Source organism: Aeromonas sp. R2-3 (genome assembly GCF_040908375.1).
Lineage (GTDB): Bacteria > Pseudomonadota > Gammaproteobacteria > Enterobacterales > Aeromonadaceae > Aeromonas > Aeromonas veronii.
In genome coordinates this window covers 48904-74188 of record NZ_JBFODP010000016.1, presented here as the reverse complement: position 1 = coordinate 74188, position 25285 = coordinate 48904, and the positions used below count along the sequence as shown (strand labels likewise).

Annotated in this window: 24 protein-coding genes; 14 read left to right on the top strand and 10 right to left on the bottom strand. The window is 58.6% G+C overall.

Annotated elements, in window-relative coordinates; genetic code table 11:
* Window positions 1-2: 2 nt before the first annotated feature.
* Window positions 3-860, bottom strand: coding sequence for a DMT family transporter (locus AB5Z02_RS05275; protein WP_005335858.1), 858 nt, complete (start codon window positions 858-860; stop codon window positions 3-5).
* A gap of 91 nt (window positions 861-951) precedes the next feature.
* On the opposite strand from AB5Z02_RS05275, the gene AB5Z02_RS05270 reads away from it, so the two are divergent.
* Complete coding sequence (locus AB5Z02_RS05270; protein ID WP_042052463.1) at window positions 952-1842, top strand: LysR substrate-binding domain-containing protein; 891 nt, start codon at window positions 952-954, stop codon at window positions 1840-1842.
* A gap of 9 nt (window positions 1843-1851) precedes the next feature.
* On the opposite strand, the gene znuB is transcribed toward AB5Z02_RS05270, so the two are convergent.
* On the bottom strand, window positions 1852-2631 hold the full coding sequence (znuB, locus tag AB5Z02_RS05265; protein ID WP_005354863.1) for a zinc ABC transporter permease subunit ZnuB: 780 nt from the start codon (window positions 2629-2631) through the stop codon (window positions 1852-1854).
* 21 nt (window positions 2632-2652) lie between these two features.
* Window positions 2653-3429, bottom strand: coding sequence for a zinc ABC transporter ATP-binding protein ZnuC (gene znuC / locus AB5Z02_RS05260; RefSeq protein WP_005363049.1), 777 nt, complete (start codon window positions 3427-3429; stop codon window positions 2653-2655).
* Window positions 3430-3522: 93 nt separating this feature from the next.
* On the opposite strand from znuC, the gene znuA reads away from it, so the two are divergent.
* Both znuA and AB5Z02_RS05250 read left to right on the top strand, forming a co-directional pair.
* On the top strand, window positions 3523-4455 hold the full coding sequence (znuA, locus tag AB5Z02_RS05255; protein ID WP_368215462.1) for a zinc ABC transporter substrate-binding protein ZnuA: 933 nt from the start codon (window positions 3523-3525) through the stop codon (window positions 4453-4455).
* A gap of 67 nt (window positions 4456-4522) precedes the next feature.
* Window positions 4523-5197: a transglutaminase-like cysteine peptidase gene (locus tag AB5Z02_RS05250; RefSeq protein ID WP_139707995.1), complete on the top strand. Its 675-nt coding sequence runs from the start codon at window positions 4523-4525 to the stop codon at window positions 5195-5197.
* On the opposite strand, the gene AB5Z02_RS05245 is transcribed toward AB5Z02_RS05250, so the two are convergent.
* Window positions 5192-6133, bottom strand: coding sequence for a TAXI family TRAP transporter solute-binding subunit (locus AB5Z02_RS05245; protein ID WP_231719893.1), 942 nt, complete (start codon window positions 6131-6133; stop codon window positions 5192-5194). The two genes, AB5Z02_RS05250 and AB5Z02_RS05245, sit on opposite strands and share 6 nt — an antisense overlap.
* Complete coding sequence (locus AB5Z02_RS05240; protein WP_231719892.1) at window positions 6130-7428, bottom strand: LapD/MoxY N-terminal periplasmic domain-containing protein; 1299 nt, start codon at window positions 7426-7428, stop codon at window positions 6130-6132. The genes AB5Z02_RS05245 and AB5Z02_RS05240 overlap by 4 nt, the downstream gene beginning before the upstream one ends.
* Window positions 7429-7688: 260 nt before the next feature.
* On the opposite strand from AB5Z02_RS05240, the gene mepM reads away from it, so the two are divergent.
* Window positions 7689-9026 (top strand): murein DD-endopeptidase MepM, encoded by a 1338-nt coding sequence (mepM, locus tag AB5Z02_RS05235; protein ID WP_005354854.1) that lies wholly within the window; start codon window positions 7689-7691, stop codon window positions 9024-9026.
* A 71-nt stretch (window positions 9027-9097) separates the two neighbouring features.
* On the opposite strand, the gene AB5Z02_RS05230 is transcribed toward mepM, so the two are convergent.
* Entirely contained in the window at window positions 9098-10042 is a 945-nt protein-coding gene (locus AB5Z02_RS05230; protein WP_231719891.1) for a D-2-hydroxyacid dehydrogenase, read from the bottom strand.
* Between the two features lie 162 nt (window positions 10043-10204).
* Between AB5Z02_RS05230 and AB5Z02_RS05225 the strand changes: the two genes are divergently transcribed.
* Entirely contained in the window at window positions 10205-10786 is a 582-nt protein-coding gene (locus AB5Z02_RS05225; RefSeq protein ID WP_005335839.1) for a YjaG family protein, read from the top strand.
* 75 nt (window positions 10787-10861) lie between these two features.
* On the opposite strand, the gene AB5Z02_RS05220 is transcribed toward AB5Z02_RS05225, so the two are convergent.
* A complete protein-coding gene (locus AB5Z02_RS05220; protein WP_013723454.1) occupies window positions 10862-11341 on the bottom strand; it encodes a MarR family winged helix-turn-helix transcriptional regulator in 480 nt (159 codons plus the stop codon).
* 163 nt (window positions 11342-11504) lie between these two features.
* Between AB5Z02_RS05220 and AB5Z02_RS05215 the strand changes: the two genes are divergently transcribed.
* Window positions 11505-12032 carry a hypothetical protein gene (locus tag AB5Z02_RS05215; protein WP_213387783.1) on the top strand — a complete coding sequence of 176 codons (528 nt, stop codon included), beginning with the start codon at window positions 11505-11507 and terminating at the stop codon, window positions 12030-12032.
* A 9-nt stretch (window positions 12033-12041) separates the two neighbouring features.
* The gene (locus AB5Z02_RS05210; protein WP_368215459.1) at window positions 12042-13640 is read left to right on the top strand and encodes a BCCT family transporter; all 1599 of its coding nucleotides are present in this window, start codon (window positions 12042-12044) and stop codon (window positions 13638-13640) included.
* 119 nt (window positions 13641-13759) lie between these two features.
* Here the strand turns inward: AB5Z02_RS05210 and AB5Z02_RS05205 are convergent, their stop codons facing one another.
* On the bottom strand, window positions 13760-14998 hold the full coding sequence (locus AB5Z02_RS05205; RefSeq protein WP_076495798.1) for a multifunctional CCA addition/repair protein: 1239 nt from the start codon (window positions 14996-14998) through the stop codon (window positions 13760-13762).
* 237 nt (window positions 14999-15235) lie between these two features.
* On the opposite strand from AB5Z02_RS05205, the gene mutY reads away from it, so the two are divergent.
* From mutY to mltC, 3 genes are all read left to right on the top strand, one after another.
* Window positions 15236-16288, top strand: coding sequence for an A/G-specific adenine glycosylase (gene mutY, locus AB5Z02_RS05200; RefSeq protein WP_368215457.1), 1053 nt, complete (start codon window positions 15236-15238; stop codon window positions 16286-16288).
* Window positions 16289-16296: 8 nt separating this feature from the next.
* A complete protein-coding gene (locus tag AB5Z02_RS05195) occupies window positions 16297-16569 on the top strand; it encodes an oxidative damage protection protein (protein ID WP_005335828.1) in 273 nt (90 codons plus the stop codon).
* A gap of 117 nt (window positions 16570-16686) precedes the next feature.
* Window positions 16687-17790: a membrane-bound lytic murein transglycosylase MltC gene (gene mltC / locus AB5Z02_RS05190; protein WP_005354839.1), complete on the top strand. Its 1104-nt coding sequence runs from the start codon at window positions 16687-16689 to the stop codon at window positions 17788-17790.
* Between the two features lie 85 nt (window positions 17791-17875).
* On the opposite strand, the gene AB5Z02_RS05185 is transcribed toward mltC, so the two are convergent.
* Window positions 17876-18262: a YgiW/YdeI family stress tolerance OB fold protein gene (locus AB5Z02_RS05185; protein WP_005335826.1), complete on the bottom strand. Its 387-nt coding sequence runs from the start codon at window positions 18260-18262 to the stop codon at window positions 17876-17878.
* A 254-nt stretch (window positions 18263-18516) separates the two neighbouring features.
* On the opposite strand from AB5Z02_RS05185, the gene AB5Z02_RS05180 reads away from it, so the two are divergent.
* Together AB5Z02_RS05180 and ompA are read left to right on the top strand one after the other, a co-directional pair.
* Entirely contained in the window at window positions 18517-19554 is a 1038-nt protein-coding gene (locus AB5Z02_RS05180) for an SGNH/GDSL hydrolase family protein (protein WP_368215455.1), read from the top strand.
* Between the two features lie 264 nt (window positions 19555-19818).
* Window positions 19819-20856, top strand: a complete 1038-nt coding sequence (ompA, locus tag AB5Z02_RS05175; protein WP_005363030.1) for a porin OmpA — start codon at window positions 19819-19821, stop codon at window positions 20854-20856.
* 131 nt (window positions 20857-20987) lie between these two features.
* On the opposite strand, the gene AB5Z02_RS05170 is transcribed toward ompA, so the two are convergent.
* The gene (locus AB5Z02_RS05170) at window positions 20988-22010 is read right to left on the bottom strand and encodes a GGDEF domain-containing protein (protein ID WP_019445736.1); all 1023 of its coding nucleotides are present in this window, start codon (window positions 22008-22010) and stop codon (window positions 20988-20990) included.
* A 134-nt stretch (window positions 22011-22144) separates the two neighbouring features.
* Here AB5Z02_RS05170 and rnr point away from each other — a divergent pair, with 134 nt between their 5' ends.
* Both rnr and rlmB read left to right on the top strand, forming a co-directional pair.
* Window positions 22145-24538, top strand: coding sequence for a ribonuclease R (gene rnr, locus AB5Z02_RS05165; protein WP_005354835.1), 2394 nt, complete (start codon window positions 22145-22147; stop codon window positions 24536-24538).
* Window positions 24535-25284 (top strand): 23S rRNA (guanosine(2251)-2'-O)-methyltransferase RlmB, encoded by a 750-nt coding sequence (gene rlmB / locus AB5Z02_RS05160; protein WP_019445734.1) that lies wholly within the window; start codon window positions 24535-24537, stop codon window positions 25282-25284. Before rnr ends, rlmB begins: the two co-directional genes overlap by 4 nt.
* The last annotated feature ends 1 nt before the right edge of the window (window position 25285 follow it).

The window sequence follows — 25285 nt, the reverse complement described above, 5'->3', positions numbered from 1 at the left end:
GCTTAAAGCGCCGGTTCGGCCAGCGGTTTTGGTTTGCTGCGGGCCATGGCGATGAGCGGCAGGACGATGCAGATACAGCCCAGCAGCAGCGGCAGGCCCGGTTGCTCGTCAAACAGCCACACCCCAATGGCGACGGCCATCAGCAGACCGGTATATTCCGCCGAGGCGATCTTGCTCGCCTCCGCCTTGCGATAGGCCACTACGCACAATCCCGCATAGACCATGATCAGCGCCGACGAGCCGAAGGCGGGCCACCACATCTGCCACTGCCAGTCGCCCCCTTCCCACAATGCCAGCGCCAGAATAAAGGGCATGCTCAGCACGTTGGTAAAAAACAGGGTCTGGGCGATGGGCTGCTTGAGCGGGATCCGCTTGATCAGCAGGTTGTTGAGCGCCATCGACAGCGCCACCCCAAGCGCCGCCAGCGCGGCCCAGTTCACCTCGGTCGGGCGCAGCACGATCAAAACCCCGATAAATCCGATGACTGCGGTCAGCACCTTCTGGCGCGAGATCGCTTCCCCCGCCATCCACACCGCCAGCGGCACCATCATCAGGGGGGCGGCATAGAAGAGGGCATTGGCGGTAGCGAGTGGCAAGCGGGTGAGGGCCACCACCATCAGGCAGACGCCGACCGCCCAGATATGGGCCCGCAGCAGGTGCCACTTGATGGCCACCGGCGGGTTGCGGCGCCATGACCAGAGCAGCCAGGGCATCAGCAGAATGGCTGCCGAGAGCTGGCGGAAAAAGACAAACTGGAAGATGGGCTGATCCGGCTCCAGCACCTTGACCAGCGCATCGGAAAAGACCGCCACCATATTGCCCAGCACCAGATAAAGGATGCCGATCCCTACTGCATTCATACCACCTCCCACTTCAGATGGACGGAGGGTAGCGTGCCGGTTGATATCCAGTAAAATGATAAAAAATGACCACTCATGAGATATTTAGATAGTGAAGCTTCCTCCCCTGCGTGCGGTGCAATATTTCGAGGTAGTGGCCCGGCTGCTCAGCTTCTCCCGCGCCGCCCTTGAACTGAACGTCAGCCAGAGTGCGGTCAGCCACCAGATCCGCCTGCTGGAGGATTTTCTGGGTGAGCGCTTGCTGCTGCGTCAGGGGCGTCTGCTCTCGTTGACTCCACAGGGGGAGAGCTACTTCGAGGGAATTGCCGCCGGACTCAGCCAGATTGCCCAGAGCAGCGAACAGCTGCGTGGTGGTGGCGAGATGCGAGTCCGGCTCGCGGTCTACAGCTCGTTTGCGGTGAAGTGGCTGATCCCGCGGTTGGCCGGATTGCGCCAACTCTACCCCGAGTTGGATTTGAGTCTGGAGATGGTGGCGGAGGATCCCGAACTCTCCGATCGGGTGGCGGATTGCTTTATCACCGTCTCACCCCACGGACGGGGCTACTGTCACGATCTTATCTATCAGGAACGGCTCTTTCCGGTCTGTAGTCGCCGTCTGTTGCAGCAGATCAGCGGGGAGTGGCCCGAGGCCATCTGGCAGCTGCCGCTGTTGTCGGTGCAGTCCATCTACAAGGCGCGGGGGGAGGATTGGCAGCGCTGGGCCAAGGCGGGTGGGCTGGTTATTCCGGACGAGGCGCGGATGCACCATTTCAGCCATGTGCTGCTGGCGATGGAGGCGGCAGCCTGGGATCAGGGGGTGGCGTTCGTGAATGACTACATGCTGCGGCCCGATGATCCCCAGCTGGTGGCCTTGCCGGTACATCAGCTGGAGACGGGGGATGCCTTCTACTTTACCTGCAAGCGCTCGCGGGCCCATGAGCCCGCCATCAGCCGGTTGCGCCAGTGGCTGATGATGGAGACACGCCAGAGCATGCCGCTCTAGCCTGCACCGTTACGCTCTCTTGAACTGGCTCAGCACAAACAGGCTGGTGGCGCAGACGACGACCGAAGGCCCTGCTGGAGTATCCTGATACCAGGAGAGGGTCAATCCACCCAGCACGGCGAGACAGCCAATCAGCGCGGCAAAGCCGGCCATCTGCTCCGGCGTCTGGCTGAAGCGACGGGCGGTGGCGGCGGGAATGATCAGCAGGGAGGTGATGATCAGCGCCCCGACAAACTTCATCGCCACGGCAATCACCAGCCCGATCAGCAGCATCAAGACGCAGCGCAGCACATCGACCCGGATCCCTTCTACTCGTGCCAGCTCTTCCGAGATGGTCATGGAGAGCAGGGGATCCCACAGTCGCCACAGGGTGAGCAGTACCAGCGCGCCACCGCCGTAGATCCAGAGCAGATCCATCGGTTGTACCGAGAGCAGGTCGCCGAACAGGTAGGCCATCAGATCCACCCGCACGTTATCCATAAAACTCAAGGTAACCAGACCGAGGGACAGGGCGCTGTGGGCCAGAATGCCGAGCAGGGTATCGGTCGCGACCTGCTGGTTGCGACTCATGATCACCAATAGCATCGCCATGGCGAGGCAGCAGACCACTACAGCCAAGGTGAGATCGACCTGCAGCAGGATGCCCAGCGCGATGCCGAACAGACAGGCATGGGAGAGGGTGTCGCCAAAATAGGCCATCTTGCGCCATACCACGAAGCTGCCGAGGGGGCCGGCCAGCAGGGCGATGCCGAGACCGGCCGCGAGGGCGTATAACAGAAAGCTGTCCACTTGAATGTCCTGTTGCTTGCGCTATTTGCTGTGAGCGTTGTTGCGAGAGGGCAGGCGGATGACGGGAGCCTGCGGTTCATGATGATGGTGTTCGCCGTCGCAGTGGTGATGGTGGGTATAGACCGCCAGCACCTCCTGCTCCGGTCGCCCGAACAGGCGGGCAAATTCGGGATGGCGCGCCACGCTTTCCGGCTCGCCATGACAGCAGACGTGGCGATTGAGGCAGATCACCTCGTGGGTGCTGGCCATCACCAGATGCAAGTCGTGGGAGACCATCAGCACGGCACAATTAAATTCGGCGGCGAGCTGGCCGATGAGGGCGTAGAGCTCGATCTGGCCGGTGATATCGACCCCTTGCACCGGTTCGTCCAGCACCAGCAGCTCGGGCTTGACCAGCAGGGCGCGAGCCAGCAGTACCCGCTGCATCTCACCGCCGGAGAGCTTCTGCATCCGGTTTTCCAGCAATCCCTCTGCGCCCACCCGAGTTAGCGCCTCCTCGATGGAGAGGCGGCTATTTTTGCCCAGTTGCAGGAAGCGACGCACCGTCAGCGGCAAGGTGGGATCCAGATAGAGGCGCTGTGGCACATAGCCGACTCTCAGATCGCGGCTGCGGGTGATCTTGCCCGAGTCCGGGGTGAGCAGACCCAGCACCAGCTTGCTCAGGGTGCTCTTGCCTGCCCCGTTGGGGCCGACTAACGTGGTGATTTTGCCTTTATTGAGGGTAAAGGAGACCTTGTCGAGCACAGAGCGTCCATCAAACGAGAGAGAGACCTCTTTCAGCTCTACCAGTTGGCTCATGACAACTCCGGGGTTTACAGCCAGTGAGAGTTATAATATAACAAAAAGCGGCTGTTATATTATCACATACTCACCCCCTGACGAGATTCACCAATGAGAATTATTGCGCTTTTCACTGCCCTGCTGGCGGTGAGTTTGCCTGTTCGTGCCATTGAGGTACTGACCACCATCAAGCCGCTAGGCTTCATCGCAGCAGCGATCACTGACGGCGTGAGTGAGCCCAAGGTATTGTTGCCGACCGGCGCCTCTCCCCACGATTTTTCCCTGCGCCCTTCCGATATTCGCAGCATCAACAGTGCTGGTCTGGTGGTGTGGGTCGGCCCCGAGCTGGAAGGTTTTATGGCCAAACCGCTGGCCAACCATCCCCATGCTCTGACCCTGACTCAGGTTGAGGGGATGCCGCTGTTCAACTACGCGACTCAGGATAGTCACGATTCCCATGACCATGATGATCACGATCATGCTGCCCACGAGCACGGTGACCATGATGAAGGGCATGAGGGACATCATCACGAAGGGGTCGATCCCCATATCTGGCTTGGCCCGACGCAGGCCAAGGTGATTGCCAAGGCGATCGCAAGTGAATTGGGCAAGCTGGATCCGGCCAATCAGGCTCGCTATGACGCCAACCTCGCGGCATTTGATGCCAAGGTGGATGCCAAGGACAAGGTGATTGCCGGCCAGATGAAGGCAGTGAATGAGAAGGGGTACTTTGTCTTCCACGAGGCGTATGGCTACTGGGAGCGCCATTACGGCATGAGTTCAAAAGGTCACTTTACCGTGAGCCCTGAGCGTCGCCCGGGCGCCAAGACCCTGGTGGATATCCGCAAGGCACTGGAAGAGAAGCAGGCGAGCTGCATTTATGCCGAGCCGCAATTTTCACCGGCAGTGATCGAATCGGTGGCACGCAATACTGGCGCCAAGGTGCTGTTGCTTGATGAGGTGGGTGAACAGGTGCCGCTTGGCCCGGATGGTTATCCCCAATTCATGCAACAACTGGCAGACGCATTTGCCCAATGTCGCTGATTAGCGGCTGAGTCTCTCATCCGGACGGACTATACTGACCTCCAGCATCTGACATGGAGTGTCCGGTATGAAATGGTTGTTGATCCCGGCCTGCACGTTGGCGCTATGTTGCGCCAACGTGCAGGCTTCGCGTCTTTCCGAATATATTGCCAGTCCGGATCTGCGGGCCAAGCTGCAGGAAGTGTATGGTGGCCGGGCCATCCAGCGGGCCGAGGCATTTTCTCGCTTGCTCACCCCCAGAGCGGGTACAACCGACCAGCAGAAGATCGAGCTGGTGAACAACTACTTCAACAATCTCACCTACAGTGAAGACCCCAAGCTGTGGGGTGATGAGGATTACTGGGCCAATCCGCTGGAGTTCATCGGTGCCCGGGGTGGGGATTGCGAGGATTACAGCATCTCCAAGTACTACACCCTGATGGAGCTGGGGGTGGAAGAGAAGAAGCTGCGACTTGCCTACGTCAAGGCGGTGCGTTACAACCAGTTCCACATGGTGACACTCTACTTCCCGACACCCAAAGCTGACCCACTGGTGCTCGACAACATCAACAGCCGGATCCTGCCGGGTAGCAAGCGTACCGATCTCATTCCCGTTTACAGTTTCGATGCCAAAAGCATCTGGATCATGAAGTCACGGCGGGAAGGGACGCTGGCGGGGAGTGCCGATCGGTTGGCGCAGTGGACATCTATGAAGACCCGCTTCTCCAGCGAGCAACTGCGCTCTCCCCGTCGTCAGCTATAGCTTGCCCGCCGCCTTCAACTCATCGAAATATTTCGCCGCGCCCGGATGCTGTTCAATACTCAGCACCGGGCCGGTTTTATTGCGTGCCCGGTGAAACATATTGGCGTAGCCATAAGTCTGCTCATTGAACTTGGTCTGCTGGGTCAGCATGGCCTTGGTCAGACGATAGACAGACTCTTCCGGCATGTTTGCATTGGTGACCAGGGTGGCGGCAATGGCAAAGGTGGGAGTCGCCTTCAGATTGCCGGGGTAGATGCGGGCGGGCACCTGACTACGTTGGTAATATTTGACCCCTTTGAGTAGCTGATCACGGGTGGCCCCATCGATGGGGAGGAAACTGACCGCGCAACGTTTGGCGGTGTCGAGCACAATCCGGTTAGGGTGTCCCATCACCAGTGCAAATGCGTCGATCTGCTTGCTACAGAGCGCATCCGGCAGGTTGGCCATGCTCTTCAGATCGAGATCCTGTTCTTTCGCTCCCAAGATGTTGAACAGGGTCAGCGCCGTCTGGCGGGTTCCCGAGCTCTTCAACCCCATGTCGATGGGGGCGAGCTTGAGCTGTTCCAGTGACGTGATATCGCCATCGGCACGGATCACTATGGTGAAGGGCTCGGCATGGGTGGCAAACAGGGCGCGCAGCTCAGGTTGCGGCTGGGTGGTAAAAGGGCCCAAGCCCTTGCTTGCCTGATACAGCCAGTCTGATTGCACCATGGCGTAGGAGGTCTCGCCACTCTTCAGCCGCTTCAGGTTTTCTATTGAACCCGATGAGCTCTGCAATGTGCACGCAAGTTGCTCATCAACCTCATGGGCCAGACGGCAAAACTCTTTGGTTATCTGGTGATAAATCCCCTGCTCACCCCCGGTGGTGATAGTGACGGTTTCAGCCATCAGGTCGGATTGCCACAGCAGGGGCAACAGCATAGCGATCTTCTTCATGATTGCGTCTCCTTGGCATAACCATCGATACCCCACGTCCGCAGTTTGTCGATGTCGCGACACTCTCCCGATTCTGCCAGCAGGGTATAACCGGCGGCATGCATGGTTTGGGAGAGCAGATTCCAGTAGAGCGGTGCATCGGTCAGCTGACAGCTGATAAAGATGGGATTGAGCGGGTCAAGTTGATTGAAGGTATCCGCATTGAGGGGAATGGCGCTGAAGGCGAGCTCACACCCCTGTTCCTGTAGCGCGGCCAATGTGGCTTGGCCGTGGGCGGGGAATGTGGCGATATCCCAGCGCCAATCCAGTGTTTTGCCACGGCCCTGGCTTAGCAGAGGGGCGATTTCTGACCATTGCGGGTGATTGAGCAGGGAGAGGGGCAGCAAGACCCCCTCTATATTGGAGTGCTGCCACTGTTGCAGGGCACTCTGGACGGTCGCTAGATCGCTGTCGGCTCCGAGGGGCTGACTGGGCAAGAAACGCTGATAGAGGGCGATCTCCCCTTGTGTGGAGACAAATTTTTGCAGTTGCCCGCCTTCCGGTAGTGGGCTCACTCCTTGCAGCGGCTGTGGGGGCGTCAGTGGCAGCTGTTTTCCCAGCTGGGTGATTTTGAGTCGTTGTTGCAGCAGATCCCGTTTGCGTTCGGAGACCAGTTGGTTGATGGAAAGTGCTACTTCTTTGAGGTCTTGCAACCAGGGAGTGGGTAGGGTGCTGTTGAACTGGTGTTTGCGGATGCGGATCAGCTGCAGGTTGATCTGCTCCAGGGGCTGCAGCAGGCGTTGGCACACCAGGGAGATGATCAGAGTAAATACGACGAGGCCCGCCAGCAGTGCCAGACCGGTTCGGCTGATGGCATTCCACAGATGCTGATAGGCGTAGCCGCTATGCCCCTCAAGGGTCAGAGTGCCCAGCATGCGCCAGCCATCGGTCAACTCTTGCTCAATTTTGACGGGGGGCATGCCGATAACCGAGGGAAGCCAGCCGGGGACATTTTGCTGGGTAGAGTGGAAGACCTTCTGAAACAGCACCTGACCATCCGGATCCACCAGAATGACCGAGCTGACGAAACCGCCATCGAACATGGCATTGACGATGGTCTCGGCCAGCACATTGTCGTCATTAAGCAGGGTTCCTTGCAGTACCAGCCCGAGAGCGGTGATGGCGGTTTCCAGGTTGGCTGACATCTGGTCGAGGATGGATTGGCGGACCGTCGTGACTTCCAGTGCAAACAGCAGCGCTGCACCGATCAGGAACAGGACGACAATTATTCTGATTAACAGTTTTGCTAACGACATATCCACTCCATGGAAAAGTTATCGCAACATTTCAGGTTTCTATTCAGTATCGAATCCGACCCGGTTCTTAAAAATAGGAAAAAATGGTTAAAAAAGACGATCATTTCTGCCCATCCGGGCGGGTTATGCATAAAATGTGAGGTTCATGCAGATTGTGATGAACTATTTGTAACTATTTGTGTCCAACAAACAGTTTTATACGGTTTTGTCACAACTGACATCGCAACTCACACTCTTTAGATCTAAATACAGGATAGCGGATGAAACGTCTCCGTCCCTTGGTAGTACAGGCTGCCAATTGGGAACCACCGGTTCCCCGCAAACACTTTTACGCCATGCTGATGCTGACGGCCATGACCCTGTCAGCAGTGGCATTATTGCCAGCTCCGGGTGACATCCTCGAGCGGCCGCTGCGTCTTGAGTTGCCCATTGATACCGCAGGTACGGCAACCAACGAAAACAACACCGACTTTAACGAAATTCCCGATCACGAACTGGTTGATCAGAGTGCGCCGGATGACGACATCCCGGTTGACACCACACCCCAGTGGCAGGATTACCGGGTCCGCAACGGCGAAAACCTGACCGCCATTTTTAACAATCTCGGTCTCTCCACCACTACCCTCTACAAGGTGCTGGACGCGGACAACAAGAACTATCTGGCGCGCCTCAAGCCGGGCCAGAATATCGAGCTGCTGATCGATCAGGACAACATCCTGCAGCAGCTCAAAATCCGCCTGAACATCAAGCAGACGCTGGTGATGGCGCGCAGCGACGATGCCTATACCGCCTCCATGATCAATGAGAAGGTCGAGTGGCAACCGCAGCGTTACAACGGCGTGATCAACGGCAGCTTCTATGTCAGTGCCCGCAATGCGGGGATTCCGGCCAACCATATCCAGAAAATTGCCAACCTGTTCCAGTGGCGGATGAATTTCGCCAAGGATCTGCAGAAGGGCGACAAGTTCAAAGTGCTGGTACGCCAGGAGACGGTGGAAGGCAAGAGCACTGGCAACAGCCAGCTGCTGGGTGTGGAAGTGACCAGCCAGGGCAAGACGGTGTCGGCCTGGCTCTCCGATGACGGCAACTACTACGACGGTCAGGGCAACAGTCTGGAGCGCGGATTCCGCCGCTACCCGACCCACAGCCGCTACCGCATCAGCTCCAACTTCAACCCTGCGCGCAAACATCCGGTAACCGGTATGGTGCGTCCTCACGAGGGCACCGACTTCGCGGTACCGGTGGGCACGCCAGTGCTGGCGACTGGCGATGGTATCGTCCAGAAGGCAACCAGCCACCCGCTGGCGGGCACTTATATCGTCATCAAGCATGGCCGTACTCTCTCTACCCGTTATCTGCACCTGAGCAAGCTGCTGGTCAAAACCGGTCAGCGAGTGAAGATGGGCGACAAGATCGGCCTCTCCGGCAACACAGGTCGCTCGACCGGTGCTCACCTGCACTACGAGCTGCGGATCAACAACCGCCCGGTCAATGCCATGACCGCCAAGCTGCCTATGGCTGAACCCCTGAGCGGCAAGGAGCGTCGTCAGTTCCTTGCCAAGGTGAAGAGCTATCGCAAGGAGCTGGCCGCGGGTTGATTCCTGTCGTCACAGCCTGAAATGAAAGGCCCCGCCAGATTGGCGGGGCCTTTTTACATGCGCAGTGAGGGTCAATAACCCTTGTCGAAGTCGATTTTGCCATCCAGCGGCTGGCCATCGATAAAGCGGATGTAGTTGCGCACAAAGATCTGGGCCACATCATCCGGGAAGCTGTAGGCGCTGTTGTGGGGGGTGACGATGAGGTTGGGTTGGCCCCACAGTGGACTGTCGGCGGGCAGCGGCTCCTGCTCGAACACATCCAGCACCGCCATCGCCAGCTTGCCGGTACGCAGTGCGGTGAGCAAATCGCCCGAGTGCACGGCGCTGCCACGGCCGACGTTGAACAGGATGGCGCCCGGTTTGCAGTGTTCGAAGCGGGCGGCATTGAACAGATGACGGGTATCGCGGGTGGCTGGCAGCACGCTGACGATGACATCGGCCTGCGCCAGCATCTTGTTGATCGCAGGTAGCTGATAAACCTGATCAAACCCGGCCCGCTCCCGACCGCTGCGGCTGATGCCCAGCACCTTCATGCCAAAATGTTTGCCGGTGTGGGCAATATGCTGACCAATGCTGCCGGTCCCCAGTATCAGCATGGTGCGCTCCTTGAGGCCCTGATAGGGGTGGCTTTGCCACAGTCGCTGTTTCTGCTGTTCCCGATAAAGGGGAATTTGGCGCATCAGGCTGAGCAGATGACCAAAGACATACTCGCTCATCAGCGGGCCGAAGATGCCGCGGACATTGGTGAGCTGGTAGTCGCGGCGACTGTCAGGGTCGAGCAGCACATCGACTCCCGCATAGGTGGACTGGAACCAGCTCAGCTTGTTGGCTTTGGGCAGCAGCGGTTTGGCGCGGGCCGGTTCGGCCATCAGAATATGGGCTTCGCCAATCAGCTTTTCGGCATCGCTCTGGTTATCGGCCCGCAGAATGCGCAGATGGGGGAGGTTGGCGGCCTTGAGCAGCCGTTCGTAGTGAGCATTATCCTGGCTGAGCAAAAGAAGGGTACGTTGGCTCATACTCTTGTTCCTTATCAGAATTTGCGGCGCAACAAGATGCCGCTCTCGACCCATCTTACCTGACTTCATATCGCAACATAGCCGACCAGGGCGCTTTTTCGTTTTCGCCGCGCCCCTCGTGGGCTACAATCTGCCCCACATTTTGCAAAGGATCCGACTCCAGTGTTTGGTGACAAGTTTTATAAGCGACTGGCCGAGCTACAGCCTTGGCAACAGACCGTCTACACCCTGGCGCTGGCAGAGCGCATGTACCCCAACTATGCCCTGTTCTGTCAGGCTTCCGGCTTTGGCAATGCAGGCGCTTTCCGGCATGCGCTGGATCAGATGTGGGTCTACCTCACTGTCAAGGGATCCCGGGTCAATCTGGGTGCCATTCTCGAAGAGTTCGAGTCTCACATTCCGGATCCCCGCAAGTTTGAATCCTACGGTGCCTATCCGGCGCTTGATGCCTGTGTTGCGCTGGGCTGCGCCTATAACTCGGTGATCTGCCGGGTTGGCGAAGAGGCCAACGATGCCAGTCATGCCTCAGTCGGTACTGTGGCCGGTTTTATCGAGCTGCTGGAAGAGCGGGATCTGACCGAAGAGGAGCTCTACGAGCACGAGTACATGGAAGCCGAGCTGGAGTTCCAGGTTGAACTGCTCAAGCGGGTTGCTCATGAGCGCGACAGCGATCGTATTCTGGCCATCAGAGTATTCGCCTCTCAGGATGGCGTCTCCAATATCGGGATCAGCCTGGAAGAGTAATTCTCTGCGGCCCCTGATCGAAAAAAGCTCCCGTTCGGGAGCTTTTTTTATGCCTGAATGAAATTGTTCAGCAGCTTATGCCTGCTCTTCGGTGAGGGGTCTGACGCTCAGCACCGGGGCTGCGTCGATTTCGTCTGCATTCATCATGGAGGAGATGCGTTGCAGGGAAGAGAGCAGCAGCGTCTGCTCCCACGCTTCCAGTGCCTGAAAACGCTGGATGAAGCGCTCTTGCAGCGGGGTCGGGGCCTGAGCCAGCAGGGCGCGCCCTGCGTCAGTCAGTGTCGCGTGAACCTTGCGCTTGTCGGTATTGCTGCGAACGCGCTGCACCAGTTGGCGGCTCTCCAATCGGTCCATGATGGTGGTGGCGGTGGCCTGGCTCATGTTGGTGTGATCGGCCAGCTGGCGCATGGAGATCTGCCCCAGCTCATCGATCCCTTTGAGCAGCAAGAGTTGCGGGGAGGTTAGCCCGGCTTCTTTGATCAAGCGCCTGGAGTGCATGTCGATGGCACGAATAATCTGGCGCAGGGCGACCAGCACTTCATCATGTTTTTCCATGGGGTGTGCGTCATTGGAGGGCTATGGAGAGGGGCAAAATTTTCCGCCTAATTCGTCACAAGGTCAATATGGTTTTTGTTGTAATAATTTCTGCTCTAATCAATTTTGTGTTAGGTTGACGGACATTTCACGGAATTCACCCTGACATTTGAGGAGCTAAATGATGAATGACGAGCTGGATATCAAGTCTCTGGTGGCCGAGTTACGTGTGGTCAGAGTGCGCTATGAACTGCCGGATACCTCGGCTTTTGTGCGCTATCAGCCTGCCTATGATGAAGACCCCAACAACCTCAAAGTACACCACTATGATGGTGAGTTACCCCTCTCTTGCAGTGAGACAGGTACTTTCAACCTAAAGGAGTTGGTGAATGAATTGCGCTACGCCTATGTGCTGGTGCACCTCTTTCCTGACGAAAGTGCCATGAACTTCTATCTGACCGGCCTCGATACCGGCCTGGCCCAGCTGGAGTTCATCGGTGGCTCTTACGACTTCAATCGCCTCTGGATCACCAGCGGTATCTCCAATCTGGGTGTGCCGATGGCCATCTTCCTTGGCAAGCGTCACGCCGTGAATGGCCAGCCCTCGGTTTCACTGGTGGATCACCGCGAACATGCGGCCGGCAAGCTGGTCTATCGCGCCATCGGTGGTGCCGGTGATCACGTGGGCGAAGACTTTTTCAACAACGACTAAGGAGGCTGGATGCGAGCAAGCAAAGGGCTATTTAAAGGCCTCAACCCCACCATGGCCATGACGGCGTTGACCGTCATCACTCTGTTTCTGCTGTTCGGGGTCTTTGTCCCCGAAACGGCCGCCAGCTGGTTTGTCGGGGCCAAGGATCAGATTATTGCCGGGTTCAAGTGGTACTACATTCTGGTGGTCGCCCTGTTCCTGTTCTTCGCCGTCTACCTGATGTTCAGCCGCTTCGGCAACATCCGGCTGGGCGACGACGACCAGGTACCGGAGTTCGGCTACTTCGCCTGGTTCTCCATGCTGTTTAGTGCGGGCATGGGGATCGGGCTGGTGTTCTGGAGCATCGCCGAGCCGATGAACCACCTGCAGGGCAACCCTTTTATTACCGAAGGGATGACCCCGGAAGCGGCCCAGATTGCCATGCGCCTCACCTTTTTCCACTGGGGCCTCCATCCATGGGCAATCTATGTGATCGTCGGCTTGTCACTCGCCTTCTTCAGCTACCGGCGCAAGCTGCCACTGGCCATTCGTTCTGTGCTCTATCCGCTGCTCGGCGAGCGGATCTACGGCTTCTGGGGCCATGCGGCCGATGTGCTGGCGGTGTTCGGCACCGTGTTCGGGGTTGCGACCTCCCTCGGACTGGGGGTCTCCCAGATGAATACCGGCCTCAACCAGATGTTCGGTATGGACGTATCGCAAGCAAACCAGCTCTGGCTGATTGGCGGCATCAGCCTGATCGCCACCCTCTCGGCGGTCTCCGGGGTCGGGCGCGGGGTGAAGATCCTCTCCGAACTCAATATCTGGTTGAGCGTCTTCGTGCTCGCGCTCTTTCTGGTGCTGGGGCCGACCACCTATATCCTCAACGCCTACGTGCAGAACATCGGTGATTACCTGCAGAACATCGTCAAACTGAGCTTCTGGACCAACACCGAGGCCAACGGCACCTCGGCCTGGCAGTCGAGCTGGACGGCGTTTTACTGGGGCTGGTGGATTGCCTGGGCGCCGTTTGTCGGCATGTTTATCGCCCGCATTTCCAAGGGGCGTACTATCCGCGAGTTTGTGCTCGGTGTGTTGCTGGTACCCTCTCTGCTCGGCATGTTCTGGCTCACCGTGTTTGGCGGTACGGCGATGAATCTGGAGCTGTTCGGTGGTGGTGGCGTGGTCGCTGCGGTCAATCAGGATGTGACGCTGGCGCTCTACAAGACGGTCGAGCTGTTGCACTGGGATACCTTCGGCTGGATTGCCAAAGCTGTGCTGACCCTGCTCATCTGCACCTACTTCATCACCTCCAGTGACTCGGGCACGCTGGTCATCACCACCCTGCTCTCCATCGGTGATCAGGAGCCGCCGGTGCTGCACCGCGCCGTATGGGGTCTGGGGCAGGGGCTGGTTGCCGCTATCCTGCTGGTTTCCGGCGGCCTGGCAGCCTTGCAGGCGGCCAGCATCATAGCGGCGCTACCCTTCTCGGTGATCATGCTGGCGATGTGCTATTCGCTGATGCTGGGGCTCAAGCAGGAGAGCCAGCGCCAGTTCGAGTATCGTCAGAACCTCAAGCGCCACGATGGCTCATCCCATATGAGCCTGATGGAGCGAATTGGTCCGGCATAACGGCACCAGAAGAGGGCTGACTCCCCTTCCTATGTAAATCTGGATGCAAAACGGCCGCCCTGGCGATGCTCTCCTTGCGGAGCTCATCATCAGGGCGGCCGTCTGTTATGGGGCCGAGGTTACTCTTCGATAAAGGTCCACTCATCCTTGATGCGGCTGATGGCATCGGTCCGCTTTTTGGCCAGCTGCTCCTTGATCTCTTCCCCTTTGTAACCGGCCGCCACTATCTCTTTCACCGGCACTGCCTGGGCGGCAGCCAGCGCTTCGGCCACATAGTCCGGCTCGGCGTAGACCCGCTCCTCGAAACCGGTGCGGCCGTGGAAGTCGGCGCGGCAGGCATCCAGCAGCTGGGCAAAGCGCTCGGGGCGACGCCAGGCATCCGCCTTGTCGAACACCTTGAGCAGGGTGGCGGGTTTGAGCTCAAAGGCGATGTGGATGTGGGTATGCAGATCGCTCACCAGCAGCGCCAGATCCCGGCACTCGTTGGGTACCCGGAATCGCTCGCACAGGGCTCGTATCAGCGGCAGCCCCTTCTGGCCGTGACCGTGATGGCTTGGCCAGAACTCCTTGGGGGTTACTCCCTTGCCAAGGTCGTGGCAGAGGGCGGCAAAGCGGACGGTCAATTCCGGGGAGATCCGGCACGCCTGCTCCAGCACCATCAGGGTGTGGATGCCGGTGTCGATCTCCGGGTGCCACTTGGCCGGGGCGGGGACGCCAAACAGCGCATCAATCTCTGGGAACAGCGCCTTCAGGGCGCCACACTGGCGCAGCACCTCGATAAAGATCTGCGGGGTTGGCCCCAGCAGCACTTTTTCCAGCTCCTTCCAGACTCGCTCCGGCGTGAGGTGGGCCAGCTCGCCAGCGGCCGTCATCTCGCTCATCAGGGCGAGGGTTTCCGGCGCTATGGTAAAGCCCTGAGCGTGGAAGCGGGCGGCGAAGCGGGCGACCCGCAGGATGCGCAATGGATCTTCGGCAAAGGCGGGAGAGACGTGGCGCAGTAGCCGTTTTTCCAAATCCTCGATGCCACCGTAGGGATCGTGAAGCTCTCCCTGATCATCTTCGGCGATGGCGTTGATGGTGAGATCCCGGCGCAGCAGATCCTGCTCCAGCGTCACATCGGGGGCGGCGTGGCAGACAAAGCCGGTGTAGCCCTGACCCTGTTTGCGTTCGGTACGGGCGAGGGCATACTCCTGCTGGGTTTTGGGGTGAAGAAACACGGGAAAGTCGCGACCGACCTGGGTAAAACCCAACGCCAGCATCTGTTCCACGGTGGCGCCGACCACCAGATGATCCCTGTCGCCCTGCGGCAATCCCAGCAGGCGATCCCGCACTGCGCCCCCAACCAGATAAGTCTGCAAACCGTCTCTCCCGTCATCAATCGTGGGGCCGAGTATATCGTCTTTGTTACCGCTTTGCTGCTTGACCACCACCTGCCCGCAGCGCCAGTCAGCGCGGCTTTGACTTGGGCGTGACGAGGCCTTACGCTGCCGCACCAGACAGCTGGCACTGTGCTGCGGGATGACTTTATGCCCGCGCAGGCCAGATGAGCCGAAGGAACCGCAGAGTTCCCCTTATATCAACGACATGAGAACAACGTGAATCAATCAACCTTCGCAAGCCGGGTTCTGGAGTGGTACGAGCTTCATGGCCGCAAAACCCTGCCCTGGCAGCAGGAGAAGACCCCTTACCGGGTCTGGGTCTCGGAGATCATGCTGCAGCAGACTCAGGTCGCTACAGTCATCCCCTATTACCAGCGTTTTATGGCGCGCTTCCCCGATGTGGTGGCGCTGGCTGATGCCCCCGTCGACGAGGTGCTGCACCACTGGACCGGGCTTGGCTACTATGCCCGGGCCCGCAACCTGCACAAGGCGGCCCAGCAGATCCGCGATCACCACCACGGTCTCTTTCCCGAGCGCTTTGACGAGGTGATAGCGCTGCCGGGGATTGGCCGCTCAACCGCCGGGGCCGTGCTGTCGCTCTCTCTGGGTCAGCCCCACGCCATCCTTGATGGTAACGTGAAGCGGGTACTCACCCGCTGGCTGGCGCTGCCGGGCTGGCCCGGCCAAAAACAGGTGGAGAACGAGCTGTGGGAGATCGCCATCCGGCTGACCCCCAAGCTGGGGGTGGCGCAATACAATCAGGCGATGATGGATATCGGGGCCACTATCTGCACCCGCAGCAAGCCTGCCTGTGATCGCTGTCCGGTGCGGGCCGATTGCCAGGGGCTGTCGCAAGGCAACCCCACTGCCTACCCCAACAGCAAGCCGAAGAAGATCATTCCGGCCCGCGATGGCATCATGCTGCTGATCCGCCATGGTGATGAGTTGCTGCTGGAGAAGCGGCCGCCACAGGGGATCTGGGGCGGGCTCTACTGCTTCCCGCAGGTGGCCTCGCTGGCGGAGGTGGATGGTCTGCTGGCATCCCTCGGCCTGAGCCATCACGGTTATCGTGCACTGGCCGGTTTTCGCCATACCTTCAGCCACTTCCATCTCGATATTCAACCGCTGCTGATTGACATTGATGAGGCGCAGCCGCTGCGGCTCATGGAAGCAGATAACCGACTCTGGTATAACTTACGCCATCCTGCCGAGGTGGGGCTGGCGGCCGCCACGGCCCGTCTGCTCGCCTATCCAGAGTTACAACCATAGAGGTCAACATGAGCCGTACTGTATTTTGCCAACGCCTGAAAAAAGAGGGCCCGGGTCTGGATTTCCAACTCTATCCCGGTGAGCTCGGCAAGCGGATTTTTGACAACATCAGCAAGGAAGCCTGGGCCGAGTGGCAGAAGAAGCAGGTGATGCTGATCAACGAGAAAAAGCTCAACATGATGAATCTTGAGCATCGTCAGTTGCTGGAAAAAGAGATGGTCAGCTACCTGTTTGATGCAGGTGAAGTGCAGATCGAAGGTTACACCCCGCCTGCCCAGTAAGCTCTCCGGCTGTTGTACGTGTGAACAGGAGCGGGAATGGCGCCACACTGGCGTGACCGCTCCTGAAGTCGCAGCAAATGAATGATGGGCAGCTCTGCTGCCCGGTTTGAGGATCCTATGGGCCGAATTTTTTGGCTGCTGTGCACCCTGCTGTTTCTCTCTGCCTGCTCATCCTCCCCCAAGCCCAGCGGGAGTGAGGATGACGATCTGGTCAACGGCAAGGACATCCGCGGTTTTGAACACATGATCAGCGCACTCTCCCATAACGTGAACGAGATATGGGGGCGCGAGGCGCTGTTTGCGGGCAAGTTTGACTACGTCAAATACACGGATCAGTACAAGAGCCGGGCCCACATCGACTTCTCCAGCGGTCACATCATGGTGGAGACGGTCTCGGGCATCGATCCCCGCGCTCACCTGCGTCGCGCCATCATCGAGACCCTGCTGACGCCGGACGATCCGGCTGAAGTGGATCTTTACTCCGACCGGGAAATTCTGACCGGCGGCGAGCCTTTCCTCTATGGTCAGGTGCTGGACAATCAGCGCCAGCCAATCCGCGCCTCCTGGCGCGCCGAGCGTTATGCCGATTACCTGCTCAACACGGCGATGAAGAAGCGCACTCTGGGTATTCGCACCATCTTCTTCGTCGATATTCCCATGGTGGCCAACCATGAAGATCGACGGGGCTACAAGTATGCGGGGATCATCCGGGAAGCGTCGCGCAAATACGGCGTGCCGGAGAGCCTGATCTATGCGGTGATCAAGACCGAGAGCAGCTTCAACCCCTATGCGGTGAGCCATGCCAACGCTTATGGCCTGATGCAGGTGATCCCGGCCACTGCCGGTCGTGACGTCTATGTGCGGGTCAAGGGCAAGAACGGCCAGCCGACCCGGGAGGAGCTGTTCAATCCGGCCTACAACATCGATGTCGGTACCGCCTATCTGCACCTGTTGCAGACAGTCTATCTGGCGGATATTCAGGATCCGCGTTCCCGTCGTTATGCGGTGATCTCCGCCTATAACGGTGGTGCGGGCGGGGTACTCAATACCTTCTCCAGCGATCGCAAGGCGGCGCCGGGCCGGATCAACCGGCTCTCCCCCGAGGCGGTCTATCAGGTGTTGACCGAGCAGCATCCCAAAGAGGAGGCGCGCCGTTACCTCTACAAGGTCAATCAGGCCGAGAAGGGGTTCAAGAGAGCTTTTGCCAGTCGGGCCGGTTAAGCGGTGACGCTGGGTTAACCATGCAAAAGGGCGCTTGATATCAAGCGCCCTTTTAACGTCTGGCCCGTTCGTCGTTGAAGTGGCCTTATTTGGCGATAAAGCCGCCCTTGGTCTGCGGGGCCGCGCCCACTTTCTCCAGGGTTTTCACTTCCACTTCGGTCTTGTTCCAGCTGTGGTCCACTTCACCCCGGATACGGATCTGATCATCCGGGCCCACTTCGGTGCCACGCCACACATCCTGATCCACTTCGACCTCCACTTCACCGCTGGCATCGCGGAACAGATAGTTCTCGCCGCCCAGGTGCTTGACCAGTTTCCCTTCCAGGGTGGCCCAGCTGTCATCGGCCAGATCTTTCAGTTGAGCAACGGAAACCTTGTTCTGCTCTTGCGGGCCGGTATAGGCCGCCATGGCAAAAGAGGAGACAGACATCAGGGTCAACAGTCCGATTACGCTTGCGCTTGCCTTGTTCATTTCATACTCCTGTCGTTGGTATGAGGGCATTGTGCCGGGGGGGGCGTGAAACAAGCGTGAAAGAAATAGGCTGGTGTGATTGTCTGTTTTGTGAGCGCAAGCGATTTCATCGGTGGCGGAACATGTGTGATTTCATCTGGAACTGTAATCTGTCGCCTTCACCAGAAGTCAGTGGCAGCAGACTCTTCCCATGCCTGTCGCCACTCGAGGAGAAGTCCGCAGGTCTCACCTGCTTAATCGAAGAGCATAACAATATGAAGAAATGGCTTGTTTGTTTATTGGGGTTAATGGCATTGACCGCGCAAGCGGCAGAGGGACGCCAACCTTTTTCCCGGGTCGTGATGTTTGGTGACAGCCTCTCCGATACCGGCAAGATGTACAAGAAGATGCGGGGGTATCTCCCCTCCAGCCCACCCTACTTCAACGGGCGTTTCAGCAACGGCCCGGTGTGGCTGGAGCAGTTGGGTGACGAGCGTTTCCCCGGTCTGGTCGTGGCCAACGAGGCGGAAGGCGGTGCAACGGCGGTGGCCTATAACCATCTGGGCGCCCTGAACGGCTGGCTCGGTTTCTGGTCCTGGGATCCCAAATATCAGGTGATCAACAACCTCGATTACGAGATCGATCAGTTCCTGAAAAAGGACAAGTTCCGCCCCGATGATCTGGTGGTGATCTGGGTCGGTGCCAATGACTATCTGGCTTATGGCTGGAACACCGAGCGGGATGCGGATCGGGTGATCGATACCATCCGGCTGGCATCCAACCGGTTGGTGCTCAACGGCGCGCAGCAGATCCTGCTGTTCAACATTCCTGATCTGGGGCAGACCCCGTCAGCCGGCAGCATGAAGGTGGTGGAGAAGGTGCGCCATGTGGCCAGCTACCACAACCAGAAGTTGCAGAACCTCACTCGCGAGCTGGCTCCCCTTGGCATCGTGAAGCTGTTCGAAGTGGACAAGCAGTTTGACGAGATGATGCGCGATCCTCAGCAGTTCGGGCTGAGTGACACAGAACACGCCTGCTACGGTGGTGGCTATACGTGGAAGCCGTTCTCCGGCAACGCCGCCGAGGTGGCTGCGACCCCGGCTTTGAGTGTCGCCGAAAGAGTGGCTATTGCCGGTAACCCGATCCTGGCGCAGGCGGTGGTGAGCGGGCAGGCAAAAGGGCGAGCTGCGACTCTTAACTGCGATGAGCATATGTTCTGGGATCAGGTGCATCCGACCAGGACGGTGCACAAGGTACTGAGCCAGCGTGTTGCTGACTTTATCGATCAGCACTACGAGTTTGTTCGTCACTGATATCGCTTCGGGCCAGCATGTTGCTGGCCTTTTTTCCTATCTGCCCTCATCTGTGCGTCTTTTGGCGTCACATTCAGTTCAAATAACAAACGTTTGTTGCTGTTTTTGTAACGTGGTTGCGTTAGAGTGTTTTTTGTTAATTGATATCAGTGACTTGAAAATAGGCTAACGTTGATATGCTGCGATCGCTTTTGGGTGGTTGCACCTATAAGACGAGGTGATATCAATCAACCTCCTCCTACATAAAGTTGCAGAGGCTCAAACATGAAAAAATCATTGATTACCTTGCTGGTTACCGGCTTGCTGGCGGCCAATGCCCAGGCTGCCGGTCAGGACAACACCTGGTATGGCGGTGCCAAACTGGGTTGGTCCAACTTCTACGGCATTGATGAAAGCAATGCCCTGACCCTTGGCAATGAGACCAACGATGCCTTGGGTGCAGGCGTGTTTGGCGGTTATCAGATCAACCAGAATCTGGGACTGGAGCTGGGTTACGACTATCTGGGCAATTACAAATACGATGCCACTACGGCGGCAGGCGCTTTCAGTGATGAAGTAAAAGCACAGCTGGCTCAACTGACCCTGAAACTGGGTTTCCCGGTTACCGATAATCTTGATCTGTATGGTCGTGTCGGTGGCGGTTATGGCTGGGCTGATACCAAGAGCGATGTCTACAAAGATGACAGCCGCTTTGTCATGGTCGGTGCACTGGGTGCCGAGTATGCGTTCAATCTCGACTGGGCCGCTCGCCTGGAGTACCAGTACACCACCCCGTATGGCAGCCGCGATGATACCGGTCTGAGAATGGATAACGGCCTGCTCTCACTGGCAGCGGTTTATCGCTTTGGTCAGGTTGCCCCTGTGGCGCCCGCCCCGGCTCCGGAACCTGCTCCTGCACCTGTGATGGTTGAGAAGCAGTTCACCCTGAGCTCCGATGTGCTGTTTGACTTCAACAAGGCGACCCTCAAGCCAGAGGCCAGTCAGGCACTGGATAGCCTCTATAGCCAGATTGAAGAAGCACGACCCAAAGATGGCGTGGCAACCGTAATTGGTCACACCGACCGTATTGGTTCCGATGCCTACAACCAGAAGCTCTCCGAACAGCGTGCCCAGACCGTTGCCAACTATCTGGTTGGTAAAGGGATCCCGGCCGCCAAGATCAATGTGGAAGGGCGTGGTAAATCCTCACCCGTTACCGGCGACAGCTGCGTCAGCAAGTCCAAGCGTGAGCTGATCGTCTGTCTGGCTCCGGATCGTCGTGTTGATGTGAAAGTCGAAGGTGTCAGCGAGGTGCAGGAGTAATCCTTCACACTGAGCAGAGTTCCACTGGGGCTGGAATGAACAGCCCCTGTCGGAGCAAGAGAGACCAAAAAGCCAGTCAGTTGATCTGACTGGCTTTTTACATTGGCATTGCGGTCGGGCAGGGGACTAAATCAGGAAGGGAGCGGCATCACCCGGTTGCGCCCCAGCTCCTTGGCCTTGTAGAGCAGCTTGTCGGTACGTTCGACCAGACAGTCTGCGCTCTCCTGACCGTTGAACTCACCCACGCCAAACGAGGCTGTGATGTGGTCGATGCGGCGGCCCGATTTGCGATCCAGAATCGACATCCGCTCGATGGCGCGGCGCATGCTCTCCGCCATCTGTCTGGCCAGCGCCAGCGAGCGATGGGGGACCAGCATGGCGAACTCCTCCCCACCCAGCCGATAGGCGGTGACCCCCTCCTTGCAGGCATCGCGCAGCCGTTTACTGAAGGCGCGCAGTACCTGATCGCCGAGCAGGTGCCCATATTCGTCGTTGAAGTTCTTGAAGCGATCGATATCGGCGAGGATCAGCGAGAAGGGGTGCTGGCTGCGGATCAACCCCTCCAGCTCCAGATCGAAGGCGCGGCGGTTGAGCAGGTTGGTGAGGGCATCCTCGTTGGCCAGTTTGCGTGTCTCGTTGAGCGCCGCCCGCAGCTCCTTGATCTCTTTCTCCGCATTGCTGAGCTGGTTGCGAAAGTGCATGGTGGACATGCGCACATCCCGCGATTCGCGCACCAGCTCCCGCAGGATCCCCATGGTGTCTTCCAGGCTGAAGCCCTCGTCATCAATGCGGCTGAGCTTGTCAAAACTCTTGTCGAGCATCTCCTGAAACATGCCGGTATCGGAGATGGCGTCCTGCATGGAGTGGCCGAGCTCGTTGGCCATGGCGGCGAGGCTCAGTTTCATTGCCTCCATCTGCTTCTCGTCCTGAGCGGCCAGATACTGGTGATAGAGCCGCTCGCAGGTGGTGAGCGAGCAGGTTCCCTGCATTTTGACTGCCTGATCAATCGCCTGGTTGAGCTCGGGCATGCTGGCCGAGACATAGTTGTACCACAGGTGGTAATTGTCCGGCGTCGTGGGGATCTGGTACTTGATCATCAAGGGAACCGCCTGTTTGAGATAGGCGGCGGATTGGGCAAATGTGTCCTTACTCATGAGTTCTGTGTCTCATCATGCCAGCGAACTGAAGATAGTATGACAGAGAGATTGGCCAAAAGGCAGCCGATGGATGCCATTCGCCCCCCCCTCCGATATAATGGCACCGTTACCACCTACCCTAAGGCCTGCTTATGTCTCAAAAAGATCCTTTCCTCGAACGCGAGGCCGAAAAATACGATAACCCCATCGCCAGTCGCGAGTTGATCCTGGAACTCATCAAGGGCCATGAAAAGCCCATGTCCCGTGAAGAGTTGGCCAAGGTCCTCAAGCTGAAAGATGAAGAGCCGTTGGAAGCCTTGCGTCGTCGTCTGCGCGCCATGGAGCGTGATGGACAACTGGTATTCACTCGCAACCAATGTTATGCCCTGCCGGATCGCCTGAATCTGGTCAAAGGTTATGTAATCGGCCACAAGGATGGCTTCGGTTTTCTGCGTCCGGAAGGTGGTGGTCCGGATCTGTATCTGAACAACCGAGAGATGCAACGCCTGATGCATGGCGATTACGTGCTGGTGCAGCCGACCGAGATTGACCGCAAGGGTCGTCAGGAAGCGCGTCTGGTGCGCCTGCTCAAGTCCCGTGAGGCAGACATTGTCGGCCGTTACTTCGTCGAGAATGGCGTTGGTTTCGTGGTGCCGGATGACAGCCGTATCGGCCAGGACATCATCATCCCGGAAGGGGAAAACAAAGGGGCTCGCCAGAGCCAGGTCGTGGTTGTGCGCATTAACCAGCGCGCCACCTCCCGCATCAATGCCGTCGGCACCGTACTGGAAGTGCTGGGCGAGAACATGGCGCCGGGCATGGAGATCGAAATTGCCCTGCGTACCCACGGTATCCCGCACACCTGGCCGGAAGAGGTGACCAAAGAGGTTGCCGGTCTTGGCGAACAGGTGCCGGAGAAAGCCAAAGAGGGCCGCATCGACCTGCGTGCCCTGCCGCTGGTGACCATCGACGGGGAAGATGCCCGTGACTTCGATGACGCCGTCTTCTGTGAAGCCAAGCGTGGTGGTGGCTGGCGCCTGTGGGTCGCCATTGCGGATGTCTCCGCTTACGTGAAGCCCGGCACGGCGCTGGATGCCGAAGCCTATCAGCGCGGCAACTCCGTCTACTTCCCCGAGTTCGTGGTGCCCATGCTGCCGGAGGTGCTCTCCAACGGCTTGTGTTCCCTGAACCCGCAAGTAGACCGCCTCTGCATGGTGTGCGAGATGACCATCTCCGCCGCTGGTCGCATGTCCGGCTACAAGTTCTACGAAGCGGTAATGAACTCTCACGCCCGTCTGACCTACACCAAGGTGGCGGCGATCCTCGACGGGGATCCCAAGCTGCGTCAGCAGTATGATCCGCTGGTGGGCCACATCGAAGAGCTGAACAACCTCTACAAGGCGCTCAAGCATGCCCGTCACCAGCGCGGCGCGGTGGAGTTCGAGAGCGAGGAGACCCGCTTCATCTTCAACGCCCAGCGCAAGATCGACCGCATCGTGCCACTGGTGCGCAACGATGCCCACAAGATCATCGAAGAGTGCATGATCCAGGCGAACGTCGCCGCGGCCCGTTATATCGAGAAGAACGAAGCCTTTGCCCTGTTCCGGGTCCACGACCGTCCGGGCGAAGAGCGTCTGACCGGTTTCCGCGATTTCCTGGCCGAACTGGGTCTGGAGCTCAAAGGCGGCCTCGAGCCCGAGCCGAAAGACTTTGCCGAGCTGGCTGCCAAGTTTGAAGGGCGCCCGGATGCGGAGCTGCTCTCCACCATGCTGCTGCGCTCCATGCGTCAGGCCATCTATCAGGCTGACAACATCGGTCACTTCGGTCTGGCGTTGAAGTCCTACGCGCACTTCACCTCGCCAATCCGTCGCTACCCAGACCTGATCCTGCACCGGGCGATCAAGTACCAGACTGCCAAGGAGCAGCAGGGCAACCTGCGCCACAAGTGGACCCCGAGCGGTGGTTATCACTACCAGCTGGAAGAAGTGGACCCGATGGGCGAGCACTGCTCCATGACCGAGCGCCGTGCCGACGATGCGACCCGCGATGTGGCCGACTGGCTCAAGTGCGAGTACATGCTGGATCACGTGGGTGACGAGTTTGACGGCGTTATCGCCAGCGTCACCGGCTTTGGCTTCTTCGTGCGTCTGGCCGAGATCCACATCGATGGTCTGGTGCACGTCAGCACCCTCACCAACGACTACTACCAGTTTGATCCCCTGCACATGCAGCTGATCGGCGAGAACTTCCGCCGTCGCTACCGTCTGGGTGACAAGGTGCGGGTCAAGGTGATGGGCGTGAACCTGGACGATCGCAAGATCGACTTCGTGATGGTCGAAGAGCCGCTCAAGGCCACCGGCAAGAACGCCAAAGAGATGGCGCGCAAGCAGGCCGAGATCAAGAAAGAGAAGGCCAAGAGCGCCCAGCGCCACGAAAAACGTAAAGAGGGCAAGGATCACGGCAAATCCGACAAGGGTGGCCGTGCCAAACCGAGCAACAGACGACCGAGCAAAAAGGCTCGCGATAAGGCCAAGAGCACTAAATGAGTACTGAACTGATCTACGGCATTCACGCTGTATCCGCGCTGCTGGAGCGCACCCCGGAGCGTTTCATCGAGGTATGGGCGCTGAAGGGGCGGGATGATGACCGGCTGCAACCCCTGCTGACCGAGCTGGAATCCCTCGGCCTCAAGGTGCAGAGCGTGAACCGCAAGACCCTTGATGACAAAGCGGAAGGCAACAATCACCAGGGCATCATGGCCCGGGTGAAAGAGGCGCCGAAGCTCGCCGAGCACGATCTGGCCAGCTTGCTGGACGAGTTAGCGGCACAACAGAGCCAGCCCTTCCTGCTGGTGCTGGATGGCGTGACCGACCCGCACAACCTCGGCGCCTGCCTGCGCAGCGCCGATGCTGCCGGGGCTCATGCGGTGATCGTGCCGCGGGACAAGGCCACGGGTCTCACCCCGATCGTGCGCAAGGTTGCCTGTGGCGCGGCCGAAGTGGTGCCGCTCATTCAGGTCACCAACCTGGCCCGTACCCTGCGCGAATTGCAGGAGCGCGGCGTCTGGATTGTCGGCACCGCTGGCGAGGCCGATCACGACCTCTATCAGGCCAAACTGACCGGCCCGATGGCGCTGGTGATGGGGGCTGAAGGCAAGGGGATGCGCCGTCTGACCCGCGAGCACTGCGATGAGCTGGTGAGCATCCCGATGGCGGGGGCGGTATCCAGCCTCAACGTCTCGGTGGCAACCGGTGTCTGCCTGTTTGAAGCTGTGCGTCAGCGCCGCGCTTGAT

Coding starts and splice junctions, on each gene's coding strand:
- mepM (WP_005354854.1), top strand. CDS start 7,689: ATGAAACGTCTCCGTCCCTTGGTAGTACAGGCTGCCAATTGGGAACCA.
- AB5Z02_RS05170 (WP_019445736.1), bottom strand. CDS start 22,010: ATGAGTAAGGACACATTTGCCCAATCCGCCGCCTATCTCAAACAGGCG.
- AB5Z02_RS05195 (WP_005335828.1), top strand. CDS start 16,297: ATGAGCCGTACTGTATTTTGCCAACGCCTGAAAAAAGAGGGCCCGGGT.
- mltC (WP_005354839.1), top strand. CDS start 16,687: ATGGGCCGAATTTTTTGGCTGCTGTGCACCCTGCTGTTTCTCTCTGCC.
- AB5Z02_RS05180 (WP_368215455.1), top strand. CDS start 18,517: ATGAAGAAATGGCTTGTTTGTTTATTGGGGTTAATGGCATTGACCGCG.
- AB5Z02_RS05220 (WP_013723454.1), bottom strand. CDS start 11,341: ATGGAAAAACATGATGAAGTGCTGGTCGCCCTGCGCCAGATTATTCGT.
- AB5Z02_RS05210 (WP_368215459.1), top strand. CDS start 12,042: ATGCGAGCAAGCAAAGGGCTATTTAAAGGCCTCAACCCCACCATGGCC.
- rnr (WP_005354835.1), top strand. CDS start 22,145: ATGTCTCAAAAAGATCCTTTCCTCGAACGCGAGGCCGAAAAATACGAT.
- znuC (WP_005363049.1), bottom strand. CDS start 3,429: ATGAGCCAACTGGTAGAGCTGAAAGAGGTCTCTCTCTCGTTTGATGGA.
- rlmB (WP_019445734.1), top strand. CDS start 24,535: ATGAGTACTGAACTGATCTACGGCATTCACGCTGTATCCGCGCTGCTG.
- ompA (WP_005363030.1), top strand. CDS start 19,819: ATGAAAAAATCATTGATTACCTTGCTGGTTACCGGCTTGCTGGCGGCC.
- AB5Z02_RS05240 (WP_231719892.1), bottom strand. CDS start 7,428: ATGTCGTTAGCAAAACTGTTAATCAGAATAATTGTCGTCCTGTTCCTG.
- AB5Z02_RS05215 (WP_213387783.1), top strand. CDS start 11,505: ATGAATGACGAGCTGGATATCAAGTCTCTGGTGGCCGAGTTACGTGTG.
- AB5Z02_RS05275 (WP_005335858.1), bottom strand. CDS start 860: ATGAATGCAGTAGGGATCGGCATCCTTTATCTGGTGCTGGGCAATATG.
- AB5Z02_RS05230 (WP_231719891.1), bottom strand. CDS start 10,042: ATGAGCCAACGTACCCTTCTTTTGCTCAGCCAGGATAATGCTCACTAC.
- AB5Z02_RS05245 (WP_231719893.1), bottom strand. CDS start 6,133: ATGAAGAAGATCGCTATGCTGTTGCCCCTGCTGTGGCAATCCGACCTG.
- znuA (WP_368215462.1), top strand. CDS start 3,523: ATGAGAATTATTGCGCTTTTCACTGCCCTGCTGGCGGTGAGTTTGCCT.
- AB5Z02_RS05250 (WP_139707995.1), top strand. CDS start 4,523: ATGAAATGGTTGTTGATCCCGGCCTGCACGTTGGCGCTATGTTGCGCC.
- AB5Z02_RS05185 (WP_005335826.1), bottom strand. CDS start 18,262: ATGAACAAGGCAAGCGCAAGCGTAATCGGACTGTTGACCCTGATGTCT.